The following is a 17,299-nucleotide window of genomic DNA, read 5'->3' as shown; positions in this document are numbered from 1 at the left end:
TTCAGGCGTGCTCCGGCGTTTTTGCAGTGGCCTTGGGTGTGGCGGGCGTGAAATCAGCGGCGCGTGCCGGCAGTGTGCCGTTCGCAGGCAGGGCAGGCGGGGTTGGCGTGGGTGGCGGCAGGCTGCGCAGCTTTTTGCGCGAGGCGAAATAGCGGCCCGGCCCGACGATCGCGCCATGGAACTCGGCCCACGCCAGATCGAGTGGAACGTGGTTGGGCCGGCGCAGCAGCGCGCGCGCAAGCTGGTGCACATGGTGCTGCCAGAACCAGCGCGGCGCCAGCTTCAGCAGCAGCATCTCGCGCTCGATCAGGAAGGCGCGCATCCACCAGGCAAACACGCCCACGCCATAGCCAAAGATCGTGCGGCGCAGCGAATCCCACTCGCGGCGGTGGCGGTGCCACACCAGCGCGGCCGGGTCGTACACAATCCGGTAGCCGCGCGCCAGCGTGCGGTAGTAGAACTCGTGATCTTCGCCCGAGCAGGCCGGCGTGCCGGGGCCAAGCGCTTCGTCGAACAGGCCAATATCGCGCAGCATGGTGCGGCGTACCGCCATATTCACCGACGCGCCCACCAGGCCCGCCGCCAGCGGATTGATCGATCCGAGATCGAAGCTGCGGCGCACAAAGCCGCGCGCAAAGCCGTGGGTTTCTTCAAACCAGAGCTGCGCCTCGGTTTCCAGCTCCAATGGCATAGTGATGCCAGTCGCAATTGCCACCAGCGGGTCGGCGAAATTGCGGCGCAGAGCCTCCAGCCAGCCGGGATCGACCTGGGCGTCGTCGTCGGTGTAGGCGATGATGTCGCGGGTGGCGGCCAGCAGGCCACGGTTGCGCGCAATGCCAGCGCCAGGGCGCGGCTCGTGAATATAGCGAATCAGCGGGTAGCGCGCCACCAGATCGGCGGTGCGCTGATCGCTTGGGCAGCTGTCAATAATAATAATTTCGTGGCCCTGCTGCGCCAGCCGTTGCAGACCAGGCAGACAGTGCACCAGGTCATCGGTGCGGTCGCGCGTGCACACCACCACTGATGCGCTGGGTAGCGGGCCGGTTGCTGGCGCCTCGGCGGCGTTGTGCTGCCAGAGCGGCCAGGCCGTGACCGGCACGTGCGCCCGCAGCGTCGATGGCGCGATTGAGCCGTGCATCACTGGCACCCATGCCTGCCCAACCACCTGCCCGCGCGCGCGAAAGATGACCAGGGCGCGTTCGTAGCCGCGTAAGTTTCCAATACCGAGCTCAAGCTGTTCAAGTTGTACTTCGCACACCGCAGTGCGCTGGCGTTCCTGGCGTGTTCCCATTGTTCTTCACACTCCTGCACCATCCTAAATAATCATTTTTCGAAAATTCCAACTCTTTATTCGGCCTTTGCTCCCCAATCGGCCTGGAGCATCAGCATCCCGGTCGAATCCATCCGTCGCTCGTCAATGCCGATAATTGTGAAATCGTGAATGTTCCAGTGGTAGTCGTACACATAGCCCCAGTCGGCCGGGTAGAAACCCAGGTTGATGTAGTAGCGGCCCGGCTGGAGTGGCAGCGCCGGCAGGCGGCACACCAGCCGCCCTTGTTCGCCCAGCTTGCCAAACTTCGCCACCACCGAGTCGATCGATGTCTCGTAGCACTTCACGCCCGACTCGCTGTAGACGCCGACCAGAAAAGCCATATCGGGCAACGCGGCATGAAGCTCATATTTGGTCTCGATAATCACGCCGCTTCCCGTCACTAGCTGCTCGATGCGATGGCCAGTCAGGTTATAGAGGTTGACTTCGGCGATTGTCGCTTCGTGTGTGCCCTGGCGGCTGCCGGTGCGTGCCAGCGGCGCGGGGCGGCTTTCGCCACTCAGTTGGGCGGCGCGACGCTCGGTGCGCTGGCGCATCAAATCCACATAGCAATCGAGCGCAATGTCTGTTTCGCCCTGCATCACCACGCGGCCTTCATCCAGCACCAGCACTTCATCGCACAGCGAGCGGATCTGCTCAACCGAGTGCGACGTGAGGATCAGCGTTTTGCCCATGGTGCGAAAGTGCTCGAGGCGGTTCAGGCATTTCTGCTGGAAGCGAATATCGCCCACCGCCAGGATCTCGTCGATCACCAGCACCGCCGGGTTGAACTGCATCGCCGTCGCAAAGGCCAGGCGCAGATACATGCCGCTGGAGTAGGTGCGAATTGGCTGGTCGATGAATTCTTCCAGCTCGGCAAACTCAATGATCTCGGCTTCGCACTCACGCGCCTCGCGGGCCGTCATGCCGCTGAGCAGCGCGCCAGTGTGAATATTCTCGCGGCCGGTCAGGTCGGGGTGGAAGCCGCTCCCAAGATCGAGCAGGCCACTCACGTGCCCGGAGTGAAAGATTCGCCCGCTGCTTGGCCGGCTAAGCCCGCAGAGCAGGCGCAGCAGCGTGCTTTTCCCGGCACCGTTATGCCCCACAATGCCGAGCGAGCTACCACGCGCCACCGAAAACGACACATCGCGCAGTGCCCAGTGCTGCGCGCCCGCATCGCCGCGCCGGTTCAGCCAGCGCACCGCCGACTCTTTCATGGTGACGGGGCGGTTGCGAAAGCGCTGGTAAGATTTTGAAACTGATTGTGCAACAAGAACAGCCGACATATCGCATCCCCGCTACAAAAGATCGACGACTTCGTGCGCGCGCCAGCTGTAGATCAGCGAGCCGATGGCGCACAGCAGCAGCCCACACGCACTTACAAACGCCAGCGGCAGCCAGCCCGGCAGCACACCGTAAAAGAAGACTGCCCGGTAGCACTGGATCAGCACCGCAAACGGGCTGAGCGTGTACATCAGGTGGTAGCCATATGCAACTGACTGCGAGCGGTAAAACACTGGCGTCAGGTAGAACAGCAGCGTCAGCACGATGCTCACAATATGCTGAACATCGCGATAAAACACATTCAGCGTTGCGACGATCATGCTCAGGCCGATGATCAACACGGACTGGATGACCAGCAGCACCGGCAGCAGCAGCAGCGCCGGCGTGAGCACAATGCTGTACCACCACAGCATCGCCAGCACCAGCGGCAGCGAGATCAGGTAGGTGAGCAGATTCGAAAGCGTATTCACCAGCATCAGGGTCAGCGGCGAGAAATCGGGCCGCCGCACCAGGTCGCGGTTGCTCATAAACAAGGTGCAGGCCGAACCAACGCTGCTGCTGAACCACGACCAGGGCATTAGCGCAGTGAAGACAAACACTGGGTAGGCGTCGATGCTGAGCGGCACCACCGATTGAAACAGAAACACCAGCACCAGCAGCTGGGCGAGCGGTAGCAGAAGTGACCAGAAAATGCCCAGCACCGAGCGCTTATAGCGCAAACTGAAATCGCGCCAGACCAGGTGGCGCAACAAGTCAAAGAAATGAACCCAACGCCGTACCTGCGGGTTTTGGCTACCCGGCGCCCCCAGGCGGGTTGCGCGTAGCCGGCCCGTTGATGTTTGCATATCTCTGCTCCAGATACGTCAACCTGAATGGCTGCCTAGAGAATGTGAATATGGCCAGGGTCTTGCGATACTTCTCCAAAGGTGCGCTGCCGTTCAGCCTTAAGCCAGCGGCGCGAGCGCCACAGCGCGATTGGTCCGCGCAAGGCGCCGCAGGCTTCACTCACCACCAGCGCCAGCGGCCGGTCGCGCTTTTTCAGCACTGCGCCCAGGCCGCGCACCGTTTTGCGCGTGTACCAGTACGACATATGGCGCACGAGCGGCCAGGTATAGGCCCAGTCGGAAAGTGCCGCCTTGGTGATAAATGCCAGAAACGCTTCCTGATACTGGCCGAGCCGCATAACGACAAGGGTAAGATCCGCCAGATGCTGGTGGAACACAATCGGCGTTGGGTCGTACACGAGTGTGTAGCCGGCGCGAATAATCCGCGCAAACATGTCGTGGTCGCCGCCGCCCGGCACTGGCGTACCCATGTCAAGGCCGGGATCGAATGGGCCAACCAGATCGAGTGTGTCGCGGCGCAGCGCGCAGTTGCAACCAGTGCCGATATAGCCTTTGTAGGGAAAAACTGGTACGTGCGGCGGCGCATCGAGCCGGAAAGTCACGCGCCGGAAGCCTTTGCTGTAGCCGTAGCGCTCGAACAAATCCTGGCCAGCGGTTTCGAGCTGCGCTGGCACCACCAGCCCCGTAGCGCACAGCACCTGCGGATCGTCGAACAGCGGCGCGAGGGCTTGCAGCCAGCCCGGGTCGGCAATCGCGTCGTCGTCGATAAAAGCCACAATCTCGCCGCGCGCCTCGCGCATGGCCCGGTTGCGCGCATTGTCGAGGCCGGGTTGCAGTTCGAGGATGTAGCGCACACCTGGGTGCAGCCCGCGCACCACGCGCTCGGTGGCATCATCCGACGGCGCATTGTCGATCACCATTACTTCATAGTTGGCGTACTGCTGATGCTGGAGTGATTCGAGCGTCGTGCCAATCGAGTGGTGGCGGTTGCGCGTGCACACTGCCACCGAAATCAGGCGGCCAGTACGCGGCCTTGCGGTGAGGCAGGTAATGTCGCCTGCGCCCGCCAATAGCGCCAGCAAATCGGCCAGGCAGGGGCGGTAGGCGGGCAGCGCAACGCCAGCCTGCAGCAAGTCGGCAATCAGGTGCTCGGAGGCGCGCTGCACTGTGTCAGGGTCGAGCGCGGCGATGATGTGGCTGTGGTGAAGTATGCGATGTGGTGTTAGCGCAATATCCGCATAGCCGACTGGGTAGCCATGAATGCGGACAAGCGCCCGTACTGCGCGGTATTGATCGGGCGGCGCCAGCACCGTGCTGCTATCGGTCAGCTCGATGTCGGCGACAAGCGCGGGCGTGGTGATCCAGCGTGGCGCATAAGCTCGGGTTGGCTGCGATGGCATAAAAACGTGTCCCGAGTAAAATGATCTTGCAGCGTCGTAAAGTTTTTTGCCTCGAAGAATGAAAGGACTATGCCGTAGTAGCAGTAACTGTGTTTACTGAAGAAGAGTGATATTTAGCATCGAAAATACATTATTATTTGTTTGTAATACAAAATTATTTATTAAATTACTTTTACCATTATTATTGATAATAGTTTTAGTCATTTGATTATAAGAAGCCTATGTTCGAGATGCTGATTTTTAAAGCCGATCCATATTGTAACCGCTCACTATTCTGTTTAGATATGCGGAAAATGCGACATTTTTGCAATATCATTTACTTTACATCATAATACAGTTTGTCGTACGCAATTGTGCAGCCGGGCCAGCGTGTGTGGAAGTACTGCTTTTTACAAAAGCAAAACCGCCTGCCAATTGGCAAGCGGTTTGCGTGTGGTGGAGCTGAGGAGGATCGAACTCCTGACCTCAACACTGCCAGTGTTGCGCTCTCCCAGCTGAGCTACAGCCCCACAAAATGTTGTCGTTGGTGGAGGTGAGGAGGCTCGAACTCCTGACCTCGACAGTGCGATTGTCGCGCTCTCCCAGCTGAGCTACACCCCCGTCGACACCGCGGCAGTATAGCAGGCAAGTGCCGATCTGTCAAATTGCCTCTTGCAGAAGCCACACGCGCCGTTTCTACCAACATACCATTTCCGCGCCGCGTGCTTGACAGCCCCGGCAGGCTATGGTACACCATCGCACAGCCATTATCAAAATTTCGTTTGACACTGAAGGAGCCTTCCCATGTCGGAAGCAACGATTGGCGTGATTGGCGGCAGCGGCTTATATGCGATGGCCGGCCTTGCGGAGGTTGAACAGGTGACGCTGGAAACGCCCTTTGGCGCGCCGAGCGATGCCTATGTGCTCGGCACGATTGCCGGCCGGCGGGTGGCGTTCCTGCCGCGCCACGGCGTGGGCCACCGCTTTTCACCCAGCGAGGTGCCAAGCCGGGCGAATATTCACGGCTTCAAGCAGCTTGGCGTGCAGTATATTGTGTCGGTGAGCGCGGTGGGCAGCCTGCGCGAAGAATACGCGCCTGGCCACGTTGTCGTGCCCGACCAGCTCTACGACCGCACCAAGAGCCTGCGCCCGGCCACATTCTTCGATGAAGGTCTGGTTGTGCACGTTGCCTTCGACAAACCGCTCGACCGCACGCTGGCCGATTTGATCGAGCAGGCCGCGCGCGCCGCCGGGGCGACATGCCATCGCGGTGGGACACTGGTGGTGATGGAAGGGCCGCAGTTCTCGACCCTGGCCGAAAGCCAGGAAAACCGCCGCGCTGGTTTTTCGCTGATTGGTATGACCGCGCTGCCCGAAGCCAAGCTCGCGCGCGAAGCCGAGATCGCCTATGCCACGCTGGCGCTGGTGACCGACTATGACTGCTGGCATCCCGACCACGACGCAGTAACCGTTGATTCGGTGATTCAGGTGCTGCGAAGCAATGCCGCGCTGGCGCAGGAGATCATTCGCCAGGTGGTGCCGCTGATTGGCGATGGATTTGACAGCCCGTCGCATCATGCGCTGGCCAGTGCAATCATCACCGACCGTGCGGCGATTGCGCCTGCCAAGCGCAAACAGGTGCAGTTGCTGGTCGAGAAGTATTTGTAGATTCAGATCATCATCATCAGGAAGTAGCCCGCAAACGCCGCCGCCAGCACCCACAGCAGCGCCGGTATGCCCCGCGCCCGGCCGCCCAAGGCATTCAGCAGCACATATACAATCACGCCAACGCCGATGCCATTGGTGATCGAGCACGTGAGCGGGATGAGTACCAGCGTCAGCAGGGCCGCAAAACCTGCCCCCAGCTCGCTAAAGTCGATGTCGCGCACGGTCTGGAACATCAGGAAGCCGACGATCATCAGGGCGGGCGCGGTGGCTTCGGGCGGAATAAGCCCGACAAACGGCGTGATTCCCAGCGCCAGCAGGAAGCACAGACCTGTGACAACCGAGGCCAGACCAGTGCGGGCACCAGCCGCCACGCCGGCCGCCGACTCCACATAGGTGGTAAGCGCCGAAACCCCGAACAGCCCACCAACAGCCGTCGCCAGCGAGTCGATTACCAGCACGCGCTTGGCCTGCGGCAGCTCGCCCCGTTCGTCGACAAGGCCAGCCTGCTCGCCAATGCCCACGATTGTTCCCACTGTGTCGAGGAAACTCGATAGCATCAGCGTGACCATCACCAGCAGCGCGGCGCTCATGCCCAGCCCTTTGGCCGTCGCCAGCGGGCTGTTGAACGCGGTCAGGTTCATCCCCGCGCCGATGGTGCCGATGTCGAGCGGCAGCGCAACAAAATGCCGCAGATCGGCCACGCCGCTGGTACGCGAAACAACGGCCCCCGGAATGATCCACTTCACGCCAACCGCAAGCACCGTAGTGGCCAGAATGCCATACAGCAGCGCGGCCTTGTAGCCACGGAGCATCAGCCCAAGCGTGACCAGCAGGCCAAATAGTGCCAGCGCAGTGGGCAGGTCGGTGAGTGACCCCAGGCTGACGGGCAGGCGCGTCGCGCGTAGCTGCTCGGTTTGCACATGCAGAATTCCCGCATTCAGCATGCCGAGGTAGAGCAGCAGCAGGCCAATGCCCACACCAACCGCGCGTTTCAGAGGCAGCGGGATGGCACGCACCAGCGCGTCGCCCAGGCCAAGCGCGACCAGCGCCGTAACCAGCAGGCCACCCACCAGCAGCAGGCCCATGGTTGCCTGCCACGAAAGCGCGTGCGTGGCGATCAGGTCGGCGGCCAGCACCGTGGAGATGCCGACGCTGGGCGCGAGCGCAAACGGGTAGTTTGTATACAGGCCCATTGCGAGCGTCAGCAATGCCGCCGACAGGCAGGTAGCCGTGGCAATGCCAGCAAAGGACGCAACCTGCGGCGCCTGGGCGGTGCCGTTGAGCGTCAGCACCAGCGGATTGAGGAAAATAATATAGGCCATGACCGTGAACGTCGTAAGGCCGCCAAGTAGCTCGGTGCGCAGGCTGCTGCGGCGCTCGGCCACCTGGAAGTGCTGGGAGATCCAGGCGGAGAACGAGTTATGCGCTGTACGCAGCGCGCCATTTGTCGTCATCATCGACATGCTCCTTCCAGCCGTGCAACCAGCTCGGCCTGCTGATATGGGCGGTGCCAGTCATTCAGGTAGCTTTCCTCGGGGATCACCAGCAGCGTCAGGTCGCGCGTGGCGTAGATGCTGGCGTTGCGCTGCGCCCCGCGAATCACGCCAGTGTTGCCGAGCGGCGCCCAGGCCGGCGCGACAAAGGGCTGGTAGCCGCCGAGCGGCATCACCATCAGCCCGGCGCGCAGGGGAATATACACATAGCGCGCGGCGGTGCCAGCCTCGACCAGGCTTTCGCCCGCGCGAAGGCGAATCAGGCGCACATGCTCGAAGGCGGTGTCGAGTTGAACCGCAGCCATGTTGTGCCCGCTGTGCGCCAGCCGTGCCGCTGCGCGCCGCCGCTGAGCGCGGCTCCAGCTGAGCTGCGAAGCAGCGGCGTAGCGGGCCGCTTCGTCGGCGGGCTCGGCGGCGGGCTGGGCCTGCCAGCTGCGCGACACCAGCTGCACGCGGCCATGGAGCTGCGAGTTCAGAAGGCCAAGCTGTTCGCGCACCAGCGCCGCAAATGCGGGATTATCGTCGGGCTCCTCAAGCACAATCTGGAGCGTGCTGTTGAGCTGCTCCGACTGGTTGGCATCCGGCTGAAAGCTTTCGATCACGTCGGCCTGGATGTCGTTCACGGCGCAGGCTGCGTAGGCGGCAGCGCGCTCCACCACGTCGTGGCAGATGAATGCGCCACGATGGAAGGCAATGCGCAGGTTGCCGGCGGCGTCGAGTGTGCTGCTGGCGACGTTCGACTCACCGGCGGCGATTGGGACATGGAGCGAGGCGAGCAGGAGTTGCTTGCCGCGCCGCAGGGCAAACAGCGCGTCGGCCGAGGTTTGGTCGACAAAGATTTCGTAGCCGGCCGAGGTTTTGAGCAGCGAGCCACGCTGCCGCAGCGCGTCGGCGCAGCGCAGGGCGCGCAGGGTGTCCACCACGTCGACGGCGAGCGCCTGCACGCCGGGGTCGTCAGCAACAAGCCAGCCAAAGGCATCGCGCGAGAAGTTGGCATAGTAGCGGGCAAGCACGGCGCGGCGGGCGTCAGCTAAATCGCCGTGTGGGTCGGCGGCGGCCAGGGCTGTTTCGGCCTGCGCCAATCGGCCCGCCAGCTCCGCGCACTCGGCGGCGGGCCGATTGGCCTGCTGCGCGCGGGCGAGAGCAGTGCGCGCCCGCTGAGCCTGATAGCGCAGATAGTGCACCTGCAAATCGTCGCCAATCGTCTGCTGCATATGCGCGCGCAGCCGCAAACGATCATTCAGCACAGCCACGGGAACTTTGCTCTTGCTGTGGCAGTTTGAAAGCGCCAGCAGCTCGCGCAGCACCAGGCGAGGCTCCTCGCCAAGCGCGCCCGCCAGCTCGCGCAGCCGCGCTGCAATGCCGCCGCAGTCGCTCTGCCAGATCGCGTCAATGATATGGTCGAAGGCGGAATCAAAGACGGCCTGGCTGGCGAACTCGGGGTGCATAGCGCGGCCAAACGGGCGGAAGTCGATCATGCCAATGTCGTGCAGCAAGGCCGACAGAAGGCCGTAGCTCTTCATAAAGCCCTGAAGCCGCTCTTCTTCACGCCGCGCGATCAGGCTGCCGTGAATATGATCGAGCACGCGCAATACCTGCTGCGCGACATCGCGCACGTGCACGATGCCATGGTCGTTAAAAAGCGCCAGGTGCGCGGCCGGGTCGGTGTAGAAGGTTGGGTCGGCCAGCGCGGCCTCGAGCTGCGACTGGGCATTGATGCGCGCATAGTAGGTTTGTTCGATCCATATGCGCACGGCTGCGGGGGCGTGCCGATCGAGCAGCTCGATCTGGTGCATAAGAAACCTCGCCAGCTACAATCTTCGTTTCAGGAGCCTTTAGTGAAGCTTTATGGCGCTACTATAGTGGGCGACCGCTAGCGCACCATTAGTTCATCATTAGCTGGAGGGCAAATTTGAAGCAAAACGTGAGGAAATTGCGCAAATAGGCAGCAGAGCACAGCGGCTATGACACCCGTCGCTGCCTGTTGCTCTGTTTTACGCCCTGAGGGATTTGTGGGAGCGCTGAATGTAGGCTCAGCCCGCCTGCCCGCATTCGGCTGACCAGGCTTGCGCGCCAAGTGGAGAAAAGCGCACCGCGCCGTCGGGCGTTTGCTCGAGCCGCCCGCGCTCGAAGTACTGGACGGTCAGATCCGTGCCGTTCACGCGCTCGCGCAGCTCGCCCGACAGTGGCTCGCCAAGCCGCCACGCGCCATTCACGCGCCCGTAAAAGGCGAGAAAAGCGCCACGTGGCGGGGCAGGGCGCAGCAGGCGGCCCGCCACTGCCTCGGCACCAAGCGCGCGCGGGCGAGCCACCCACATCACCTGCTGCGTTTCTGGGGTTGTTTTGGCGTCGCCGCCATATTCGGGGTAGTATTCCAGCACCATATCGCGGAAATATTGCACCACCTGGCGATCGGGCTGGCGCTCAAAGGCATCGGTGAGCGGCGGGCCGAAGCTATCTGCGCCGCCAAACAGCTCCCACGCACGTCGGAATGCGCGCTTGACCGAGTATGGCGTGCCGGCGATGCGCAGCGGCCCCTGCTTGTTGCTTGGGAAGCGCGGGTGGCTGCTGGTGAGCGAGAGCGCGCTGGTGACCGCGCCTGGCAGCGGCGGCACCGCCAGCGCGCGGAATGGCGCCGCCGCCGGCTTCAGGCTGCCATCGGCGCGGTACAGCCCAAAATATTCCTCGCGCCCATCCCAGCGCCCGGTTGGCGCGGCGTCGTAGTCGCGCAGCACCCACGCAATCGCGCCCACTGCACGATTTTCCCCAACTGCTGCCATTTCAGCCTGAAAGAGCCTGTGCTGGGCAGCTTCGTTGTAGCCCGCCAGGCAGGACGGGCCAGTCGGCCAGCCAAACTCTTCCACCAGAATGGGCTTGTCGGTGTGGGCGCGCACCGCTTCCAGCTGCTGAATCGCCGTGTCGGCGGCATAGTTGTGCACGCTCACGACGTCGCTGTAGTCGATCACGCGGCGACCGTCGGGGCCGGGAAACCAGACATTTGGGTGCAGGCCCATGCCCACCGTAACAAGGTGCTTACGGTCGAGCGCATGCACGGCGTCGGCCATGCGGCCCAGCCAGCTCAGCACCTCGGCACTGCGCCCTTCGCCCCACATCCCATAATTATCTGGCTCGTTATGAATGTCCCAGATCGCAATCCGGTCGTCGTCGGCAAAAAGCGGCAGCAGAGTGCGCAGGTAGGCCAGCTGGCGCGCTTCGTCGGGGCTACCGGCGGCGGGAAAGCCGGGCGAGAAGTCGAACAGGGTGAACAGCACGCGAATCTCAAGCTCGCCGGCGATCTGCACAAACTGGCGAATGCGGTCGATGTACTCGGGCGGCAGCTCGCCATCGCCGTTCTTCTTGCCCGAAATGTTGTAGGGGAGCATCACGCGCACAATATTGATGCCCAGCTCGTCGCGGGCCTGGCGCAGCTCGCGGGCAATCTGCGGCGCATCCCAGACGCGCCACATGTCGGCCCAGGGGCGCCACTGCGGGTAATAATTTACGCCCTTCAGCATCACCGGCTGGTCGAACACGGTGACCTGCGCGCCGCTGGCGCGCAAAAAGCCACCCGGGCGCGGCGCAGGGCTTGGGGGTGCGACGGGCGGCAGAAGGGGCAGAATTGCAAACAGGAGCAACAGCAGGAATTTCATTGACGGCGATGGATTCTAGGCTCTGGTTCGATTCCGCGTGCATTGTAGCGTGCGGGTGGGCGCGTGGCAAGGCGGTTTTTCGGTTTGAAAGTTGCAGGTTTGCAGGCTGGCAGGTTGGCAAGTTGGCAGGTTTCAAGTTTGCAGGGTGGCAGGTTGATGCCAGCGAAAACGGCAAGATTTCACCACAGAGGCACAGAGGCACGGAGGTTTAGGGTTGAAAGTTTGGAGGTTTTGATAACGACGAACGACGAACGACGGCCTGTTTTCACCGCAAAGGGTGCAGAGAGTTGATGTTTGCAGATTCAATCCCAAAACCCCAGACCCTCATGCGGTTGCAGGTTGCACGTTCGCGGGTTCAATCCCAAAACCCCAGACCCTAAACCCTCATGCAGTTCTGCGGTTCTGCGGCCCTTCAGTTCAGCCTTGCGGCGCTTTACGATGGGCATATTTCGTGCTATAACATCCCTGGCACGCCGCCGGACAATGGCGCCGCCGCACGCGCAGGGGCTGGTCTATGCGATCATGCCCTCGTTCGGCGTGTGTTGTTTGGCCGAACTATCGAGAAATCTATGGCTTCTGAACTCGAACCGACACTCGCGGCGCTGGCGGGCCAGCCGAGCATTGCCGCGCTGGCGCAGCAGATTGCGCAGCCGGGCAGGCGCGTACATGTCGCGCCCGCGCTCACCGCCGCGCGCCCGCCGCTGCTGGCCGCGCTGGCGCAGCAAAATGCGCAGCCGCTGCTCTACCTGGTGCAGAATACCGACCTGGCGCTGCGGGCGCGCGAAGATTTGTGCCAGTGGCTCGACGACCAGCAGGTGATGCTGTTCCCGGCCAGCGACGCCATGCCCTACGAGCCGATGTCGCCGGGCAACGACGTGGTGGCGGCGCGTCTGCGCGTGCTGCGTGCCTTGCAGAAGCTGCAAAGCCAGCCCGCCGACCCCGCCCCGCTGGTAATTGTTGCGCCCGTGCGCGCGCTGCTTCAGCCCACCATGGCCCCCGCCGACTACGCGGGCGCGACTGTGCGCCTGCGCCGTGGCGACGAGCACACCATCGACGCGCTGATCGAGCGCTGGCTGGCGATGGGCTACCGCACCGCGCCAACGGTTGAGGAGCCGGACGAGCTGAACCGGCGCGGCGGCATTCTCGATATCTACCCGCCCGGCGACGAGCTGCCGCTGCGCATTGAGTTTTTTGGCGACGAGATCGACAGCCTGCGCCGCTTCGACCCGATCACGCAGCGCAGCGAGGCGCAGGTGCGCGAGGTGCTGGTTGGCCCGCCGCACGAAATTGCCTTCTGGCGGCGCGACGCGGCCCTGGCACAGATGCGCGCGCTCGACGCCGACGTGCTGCGCCGCGAGGCCCGCGACGAGTGGGATGCCGTGGTCGACAAGATCGCGAATGGCGAACGCTTCGAGGGTCGCGCGCTGTACGCGCCCTTCTTCTGGGGTTTGGAAAGCGCGGAGCAGCCTTCGTCGCTGCTGCAATATCTGCCGGCCGGCGCGCCGATTGTGTTCAGCGACATGCTTCTGCTGGCCCAGCAGGCCGCCGAGCAGCACCACCACGCCGACGAGCGGCGCAAGGCGCATATCGACGCGGGCGAGCTGCCGCCCGACTTCCCGCGCCCTTACCTCGTGTGGAGCGAGCTGCTGGCGCAGGGCGCGGCGCAAACGCTGGTCAATTTCAGCAACAACGACCTCGACATCGGCGGATGGGACGTTCCGGGCGCGCAGCCGCAATCGCTTGCGCTGCCCGCCACGCTGTTCACCAGCGCCGACTTGTTTGGCGGCCAGCTGCGCCAGCTGGTGGATGACATTATTCGCCGGCTGCGCGCCGACGAACAGGTGATTGTGGTCACGCCGCAGGCCGCGCGCATTGAAGAAATGGTGTCCGAGCAGATCAAGGCCGAAGGGCATATTGGCCCGGTCGACTCACAGGCCGACCCGGTGCTGCGCGCCCTGATGCGGCTGCTGCATGTGGTACATGGCGCGCTCGACGCGGGCTGGCGCTCGCCCGACCTCCATCGCACGCTCTACACCGACGCCGAGATTTTCGGCTACCGCCAGCGCCGCCCAACCGCCGAGCGCAAGCGCAAGCGCGACCGCAACGCCGAAGAGCGCGCCGCCTTCCTGCGCGGGCTGAAGAATGGCGACTACGTCGTGCATATCGAGCATGGCATCGCCGTGTACGAAGGGCTGATCCGCCGCACGGTCGGCAAAACCGAGCGCGAATACCTGAACCTGCGCTACGCCGACGGCGACCGCCTGTATGTGCCGATCGACCAGATCGACCGTGTGTCGCGCTATATTGGCGCGGGCGATGCTGCCCCGTCACTTACGCGCCTTGGCACGCAGGACTGGGAGCGCGCCAAGCGCAAGGCACGCGCCGCCGTGCAGGAGCTGGCGAACGACCTGCTGGAGCTGTACGCCAAGCGCCAGCTCAGCCAGGGCTTTGCGTTCAGCCCCGACGGCGAGTGGCAGCACGAGCTGGAAGACACCTTCCCCTACGACGAAACGCCCGACCAGCTGCGCGCGATTGCCGATGTCAAGCATGACATGGAACAGATTCAGCCCATGGATCGCCTGATCTGCGGCGATGTGGGCTTTGGCAAAACCGAAGTCGCGCTGCGCGCCGCCTTCAAGGCCGTGCAGGACGGCAAGCAGGTTGCCGTGCTGGTGCCCACCACCGTACTCGCCCAGCAGCACTACGAAACATTCAGCCGGCGCATGGCCGCCTTTCCTGTGAAAGTGGATGTGATCTCGCGTTTCCGCTCGCCCAAAGAGCAGGAAGCGATCACCGTCGAGCTGGCTAAGGGCGAGATCGACATCCTGATCGGCACACACCGCCTGCTCTCAGCCGACATTCATTTCAAAGACCTGGGCCTGCTGGTGGTGGACGAAGAACAGCGCTTTGGCGTGCGCCACAAGGAGCGCATCAAGCAGATGCGCGCCAACGTCGACGTGCTGACCATGACGGCCACGCCCATCCCGCGCACGCTGCACATGGCGCTGGCTGGCATCCGCGACCTGAGCGTGATCGACACGCCGCCCGAGGATCGCGTGCCAATCAAGACCTATGTGCTGCCCTACGACCAGCAGCTGGTGCGCGAAGCGGTGCTGCGCGAGCTGGATCGCGGCGGGCAGGCCTATTACCTGCACAATCGCGTGCAAAGCATCTACTATACCGCCGACCGCGTGAAGCAACTGGTGCCCGAGGCCGAGGTTGGCGTGGGCCACGGCCAGCTTGGCGAACATCAGCTCGAACGGGTCATGCTCGATTTCTTCAGCGGCAAAGACGACGTGCTGGTGTGCACGACGATCATCGAGAGTGGGCTGGATGTGCCAAACGCCAACACAATCATCATCGACGACGCGACAACCTACGGCCTGGCGCAGCTCTACCAGATTCGCGGGCGGGTGGGCCGCAGCGCCCAGCGCGCCTACGCCTACCTGTTCTACAAGCCCGACCACCGCATGACGCCCGAGGCGCAGGAGCGCCTGCAGGCCATTCAGGAAGCCACCGAGCTGGGCGCGGGTTTCCGCATTGCCATGCGCGATCTGGAGATTCGCGGCGCGGGCAACCTGCTGGGCGCCGAGCAAAGCGGGCATATCGCCGCCGTCGGCTTCGACCTGTACTCGCGCCTGCTGGAGCAGGCCGTGCGCACGATGAAGGCCAAGCTGATCGAAACGAACTTCCAGCGCCCAAACACGGCGAAGCAGGGCGAAGATCAGGAGACAGCAGACACACGACAGAATGGAGCCAAGAGCGACGCCAGCGCCCCGGCGCCCGCGCAGCGCGCCAGCACATCGCGCAGGCAGCCCATGGTCAAGGTCGACGAGAAGGTGCTGATTTCGCCGCTGGTGACGCTCGATCTGCCGCTCGATGCCTACCTGCCGACCGACTACATCCCCGACGACCGGGTGCGGCTGGCGGTGTACCAGCACATGGCCGAGGCACAAACGCCGCGCGCCGTGCGCGAGCTGCGCCAGGAACTGCGCGACCGCTTTGGCGAGCTGCCCGAGCCGGCCGATTGCCTGCTGACCTGGTTGAACATTAAGGCGCTGGCGCTGGCGGTGGGTGTCACGTCGGTGGTGACGACGGCCGAGGAGTTTATTGTGCGCCTGCCCGAGGGCGACGCGCTCGACCGCGAGAAATTGCGGCGGCGCTTTGGCAAAAACCCGGCAATTAAAGTTGGCCCGCAGTTCGTGCGCCTCGACCGGCGCTCGCTGCCTGCCGACGGCTGGATCGAACCGCTAACCGAGCTGCTGGAAACGTTGGGGAAATAGGCTACTGGATCGATCGAGAATATAACCACCAAGACACCAAGTATTCTGGAAAGAAAGTTCTTTTCTACAACGGGCAAGCTTCCAGGAAGCTTATCTGGTTATCAGATTGAAGCAAAACTAGCTTCAGCTTCCTGGAAGCTGAGTACGAGGGAATTTATTTTCCAGAATACCAAGGCACCAAGATCTGAAATATCTATCAGAAACTTGGTGTCTTGGTGTCTTGGTGGTATGGTCGCTTATAATCTCGCTTAGCGGCGGGCGAAGAGGTAGGCGAGGTATTTTGCGGCTTCGCTGAAAGCCGCGCCAAGGGCGGGCAGCGCGCTGTCGGGTGGCGGCACCGGCGAGCCATAGGCCTCGAAGCCGAGGTCGCGCGCCATTTTGAGCGCCCGCAGCATGTGAGTGGAATCGCTGACCAGTGCCACGGTCTGGATGCCGTTCGCCTGCGCCAGCGGCAGCGCGTTCTGCAGGTTCCCCAAGGTGCTGGTGCTATCTTCTTCAGCCAGCAAAGCCTCTGCAGGCAAGCCCTTCTTCAGCAGGTAGTCGCGCCCTGCGGCGGCCTCAGCCACGGTGCTGCCCGCAGTGATGCCGCCAGTCAGAATGATCTGCCGCACCTGCCCGCGCCGGTACAGGTCGAACACATGGTCGAGCCGGGCCTGAAATGTGGGCGAAGGCGCGCCGTTTTCGAGCTGCGCGCCCAGCACAATCGCCGCGCCAACGCGCGCCACCGTGCCCTGCCGCAAGTCGTCGCGCCGGCCTTCGAGCAGCACCAGCACGCTTACGAGCACGATCACGCCCACGATGGCGAGCGCGGCCATTGCGAGGCTGCGGAGCGCGCCGCGCCAGCGCCAGAATGTGGTTTGTATTTGCATGGCGGGCATTATGCGAGAGGAGTGGCAAACGCGCAAGTGCTATAATTCTGCGCGCCGCTCAACAAAATGCACGCGGCTGGCGTCATATGGGTGTGGGCGCAGGGTTGCCCGCAGAACAAGGAGTTGAACCGTGCGAGGGCTTCGTTTCGACTGGCGCTGGGTCGCTGTGATTGCGGTGCTGGTGGTGCTGACAAATTCTTCGCGCTTGCCGCCGCTGGTCACCGCGCTGGTGGTGGGCGGCGCAGGCGTGTGGCTGCTGATGATGGGCTGGCGCGTGTGGGTGCGCGAAGGTGGCCCGCCCGAGCGCGGGCGCGTAACCTACTGGCGCGGCCAGCGCATCGAGGTTGCACCACAGCGGCGCGGGCCGGCACTGCCACGCATGCGCGATATTGGCCCGGCGGCGCTGTATTTCATTATTGGCGTGGTGCTGCTGCTGGCCGCGGGCGCGATTGGCCTGAGCAGCTTCGGGCTATAAATAGACGTGAAGAGCGGCGCGTGAGATTTCCTCACGCGCCGCTG

At 63.2% G+C, this 17,299-nt stretch carries 11 protein-coding genes and 2 tRNA genes; 3 read left to right on the top strand and 10 right to left on the bottom strand.

The window, feature by feature from the left end; translation table 11 throughout:
• Nucleotide 1: 1 nt before the first annotated feature.
• The 6 genes from M1P90_RS08435 to M1P90_RS08410 form a co-directional block, all read right to left on the bottom strand.
• Nucleotides 2–1,291, bottom strand: coding sequence for a glycosyltransferase family 2 protein (locus tag M1P90_RS08435; protein WP_483702166.1), 1,290 nt, complete (start codon nucleotides 1,289–1,291; stop codon nucleotides 2–4).
• 56 nt (nucleotides 1,292–1,347) lie between these two features.
• Nucleotides 1,348–2,595, bottom strand: coding sequence for an ABC transporter ATP-binding protein (locus M1P90_RS08430; protein ID WP_483702165.1), 1,248 nt, complete (start codon nucleotides 2,593–2,595; stop codon nucleotides 1,348–1,350).
• 12 nt (nucleotides 2,596–2,607) lie between these two features.
• Nucleotides 2,608–3,438: an ABC transporter permease gene (locus M1P90_RS08425; RefSeq protein WP_483702164.1), complete on the bottom strand. Its 831-nt coding sequence runs from the start codon at nucleotides 3,436–3,438 to the stop codon at nucleotides 2,608–2,610.
• Nucleotides 3,439–3,473: 35 nt separating this feature from the next.
• Nucleotides 3,474–4,838, bottom strand: coding sequence for a glycosyltransferase family 2 protein (locus M1P90_RS08420; protein ID WP_483702163.1), 1,365 nt, complete (start codon nucleotides 4,836–4,838; stop codon nucleotides 3,474–3,476).
• A 433-nt stretch (nucleotides 4,839–5,271) separates the two neighbouring features.
• Nucleotides 5,272–5,347, bottom strand: a tRNA-Ala gene (locus M1P90_RS08415).
• Nucleotides 5,348–5,362: 15 nt separating this feature from the next.
• Nucleotides 5,363–5,438, bottom strand: a tRNA-Ala gene (locus tag M1P90_RS08410).
• 183 nt (nucleotides 5,439–5,621) lie between these two features.
• Between M1P90_RS08410 and mtnP the strand changes: the two genes are divergently transcribed.
• Nucleotides 5,622–6,485: an S-methyl-5'-thioadenosine phosphorylase gene (gene mtnP / locus M1P90_RS08405; protein ID WP_483702162.1), complete on the top strand. Its 864-nt coding sequence runs from the start codon at nucleotides 5,622–5,624 to the stop codon at nucleotides 6,483–6,485.
• Between the two features lie 2 nt (nucleotides 6,486–6,487).
• Here mtnP and M1P90_RS08400 read toward each other — a convergent pair whose 3' ends face one another.
• The 3 genes from M1P90_RS08400 to M1P90_RS08390 all read right to left on the bottom strand — a co-directional run bounded on the left by M1P90_RS08400 (nucleotide 6,488) and on the right by M1P90_RS08390 (nucleotide 11,613).
• Nucleotides 6,488–7,942: an NCS2 family permease gene (locus tag M1P90_RS08400; RefSeq protein WP_483702161.1), complete on the bottom strand. Its 1,455-nt coding sequence runs from the start codon at nucleotides 7,940–7,942 to the stop codon at nucleotides 6,488–6,490.
• Nucleotides 7,939–9,774, bottom strand: a complete 1,836-nt coding sequence (locus M1P90_RS08395; protein WP_483702160.1) for a cyclic nucleotide-binding domain-containing protein — start codon at nucleotides 9,772–9,774, stop codon at nucleotides 7,939–7,941. The genes M1P90_RS08400 and M1P90_RS08395 overlap by 4 nt, the downstream gene beginning before the upstream one ends.
• A gap of 237 nt (nucleotides 9,775–10,011) precedes the next feature.
• On the bottom strand, nucleotides 10,012–11,613 hold the full coding sequence (locus M1P90_RS08390; RefSeq protein ID WP_483702159.1) for a cellulase family glycosylhydrolase: 1,602 nt from the start codon (nucleotides 11,611–11,613) through the stop codon (nucleotides 10,012–10,014).
• Nucleotides 11,614–12,197: 584 nt separating this feature from the next.
• On the opposite strand from M1P90_RS08390, the gene mfd reads away from it, so the two are divergent.
• Nucleotides 12,198–15,911, top strand: coding sequence for a transcription-repair coupling factor (mfd, locus tag M1P90_RS08385; RefSeq protein WP_483702158.1), 3,714 nt, complete (start codon nucleotides 12,198–12,200; stop codon nucleotides 15,909–15,911).
• Nucleotides 15,912–16,159: 248 nt separating this feature from the next.
• Here the strand turns inward: mfd and M1P90_RS08380 are convergent, their stop codons facing one another.
• Complete coding sequence (locus M1P90_RS08380) at nucleotides 16,160–16,780, bottom strand: YdcF family protein (RefSeq protein WP_483702157.1); 621 nt, start codon at nucleotides 16,778–16,780, stop codon at nucleotides 16,160–16,162.
• A gap of 130 nt (nucleotides 16,781–16,910) precedes the next feature.
• On the opposite strand from M1P90_RS08380, the gene M1P90_RS08375 reads away from it, so the two are divergent.
• A complete protein-coding gene (locus M1P90_RS08375; RefSeq protein ID WP_483702156.1) occupies nucleotides 16,911–17,255 on the top strand; it encodes a hypothetical protein in 345 nt (114 codons plus the stop codon).
• Nucleotides 17,256–17,299 lie beyond the last annotated feature (44 nt).

The organism is Kouleothrix sp. 19917 (assembly GCF_057073505.1).
Note: the sequence above shows the minus strand (reverse complement) of the source record. Positions and strands in the feature narration are given on the sequence as shown.

What these genes read in the sequence shown, in the direction of transcription:
- M1P90_RS08435 (WP_483702166.1), bottom strand. Translation starts at nt 1,291, where the DNA reads ATGGGAACACGCCAGGAACGCCAGCGCACTGCGGTGTGCGAAGTACAA.
- M1P90_RS08430 (WP_483702165.1), bottom strand. Translation starts at nt 2,595, where the DNA reads ATGTCGGCTGTTCTTGTTGCACAATCAGTTTCAAAATCTTACCAGCGC.
- M1P90_RS08425 (WP_483702164.1), bottom strand. Translation starts at nt 3,438, where the DNA reads ATGCAAACATCAACGGGCCGGCTACGCGCAACCCGCCTGGGGGCGCCG.
- M1P90_RS08420 (WP_483702163.1), bottom strand. Translation starts at nt 4,838, where the DNA reads ATGCCATCGCAGCCAACCCGAGCTTATGCGCCACGCTGGATCACCACG.
- mtnP (WP_483702162.1), top strand. Translation starts at nt 5,622, where the DNA reads ATGTCGGAAGCAACGATTGGCGTGATTGGCGGCAGCGGCTTATATGCG.
- M1P90_RS08400 (WP_483702161.1), bottom strand. Translation starts at nt 7,942, where the DNA reads ATGATGACGACAAATGGCGCGCTGCGTACAGCGCATAACTCGTTCTCC.
- M1P90_RS08395 (WP_483702160.1), bottom strand. Translation starts at nt 9,774, where the DNA reads ATGCACCAGATCGAGCTGCTCGATCGGCACGCCCCCGCAGCCGTGCGC.
- mfd (WP_483702158.1), top strand. Translation starts at nt 12,198, where the DNA reads ATGGCTTCTGAACTCGAACCGACACTCGCGGCGCTGGCGGGCCAGCCG.
- M1P90_RS08380 (WP_483702157.1), bottom strand. Translation starts at nt 16,780, where the DNA reads ATGCAAATACAAACCACATTCTGGCGCTGGCGCGGCGCGCTCCGCAGC.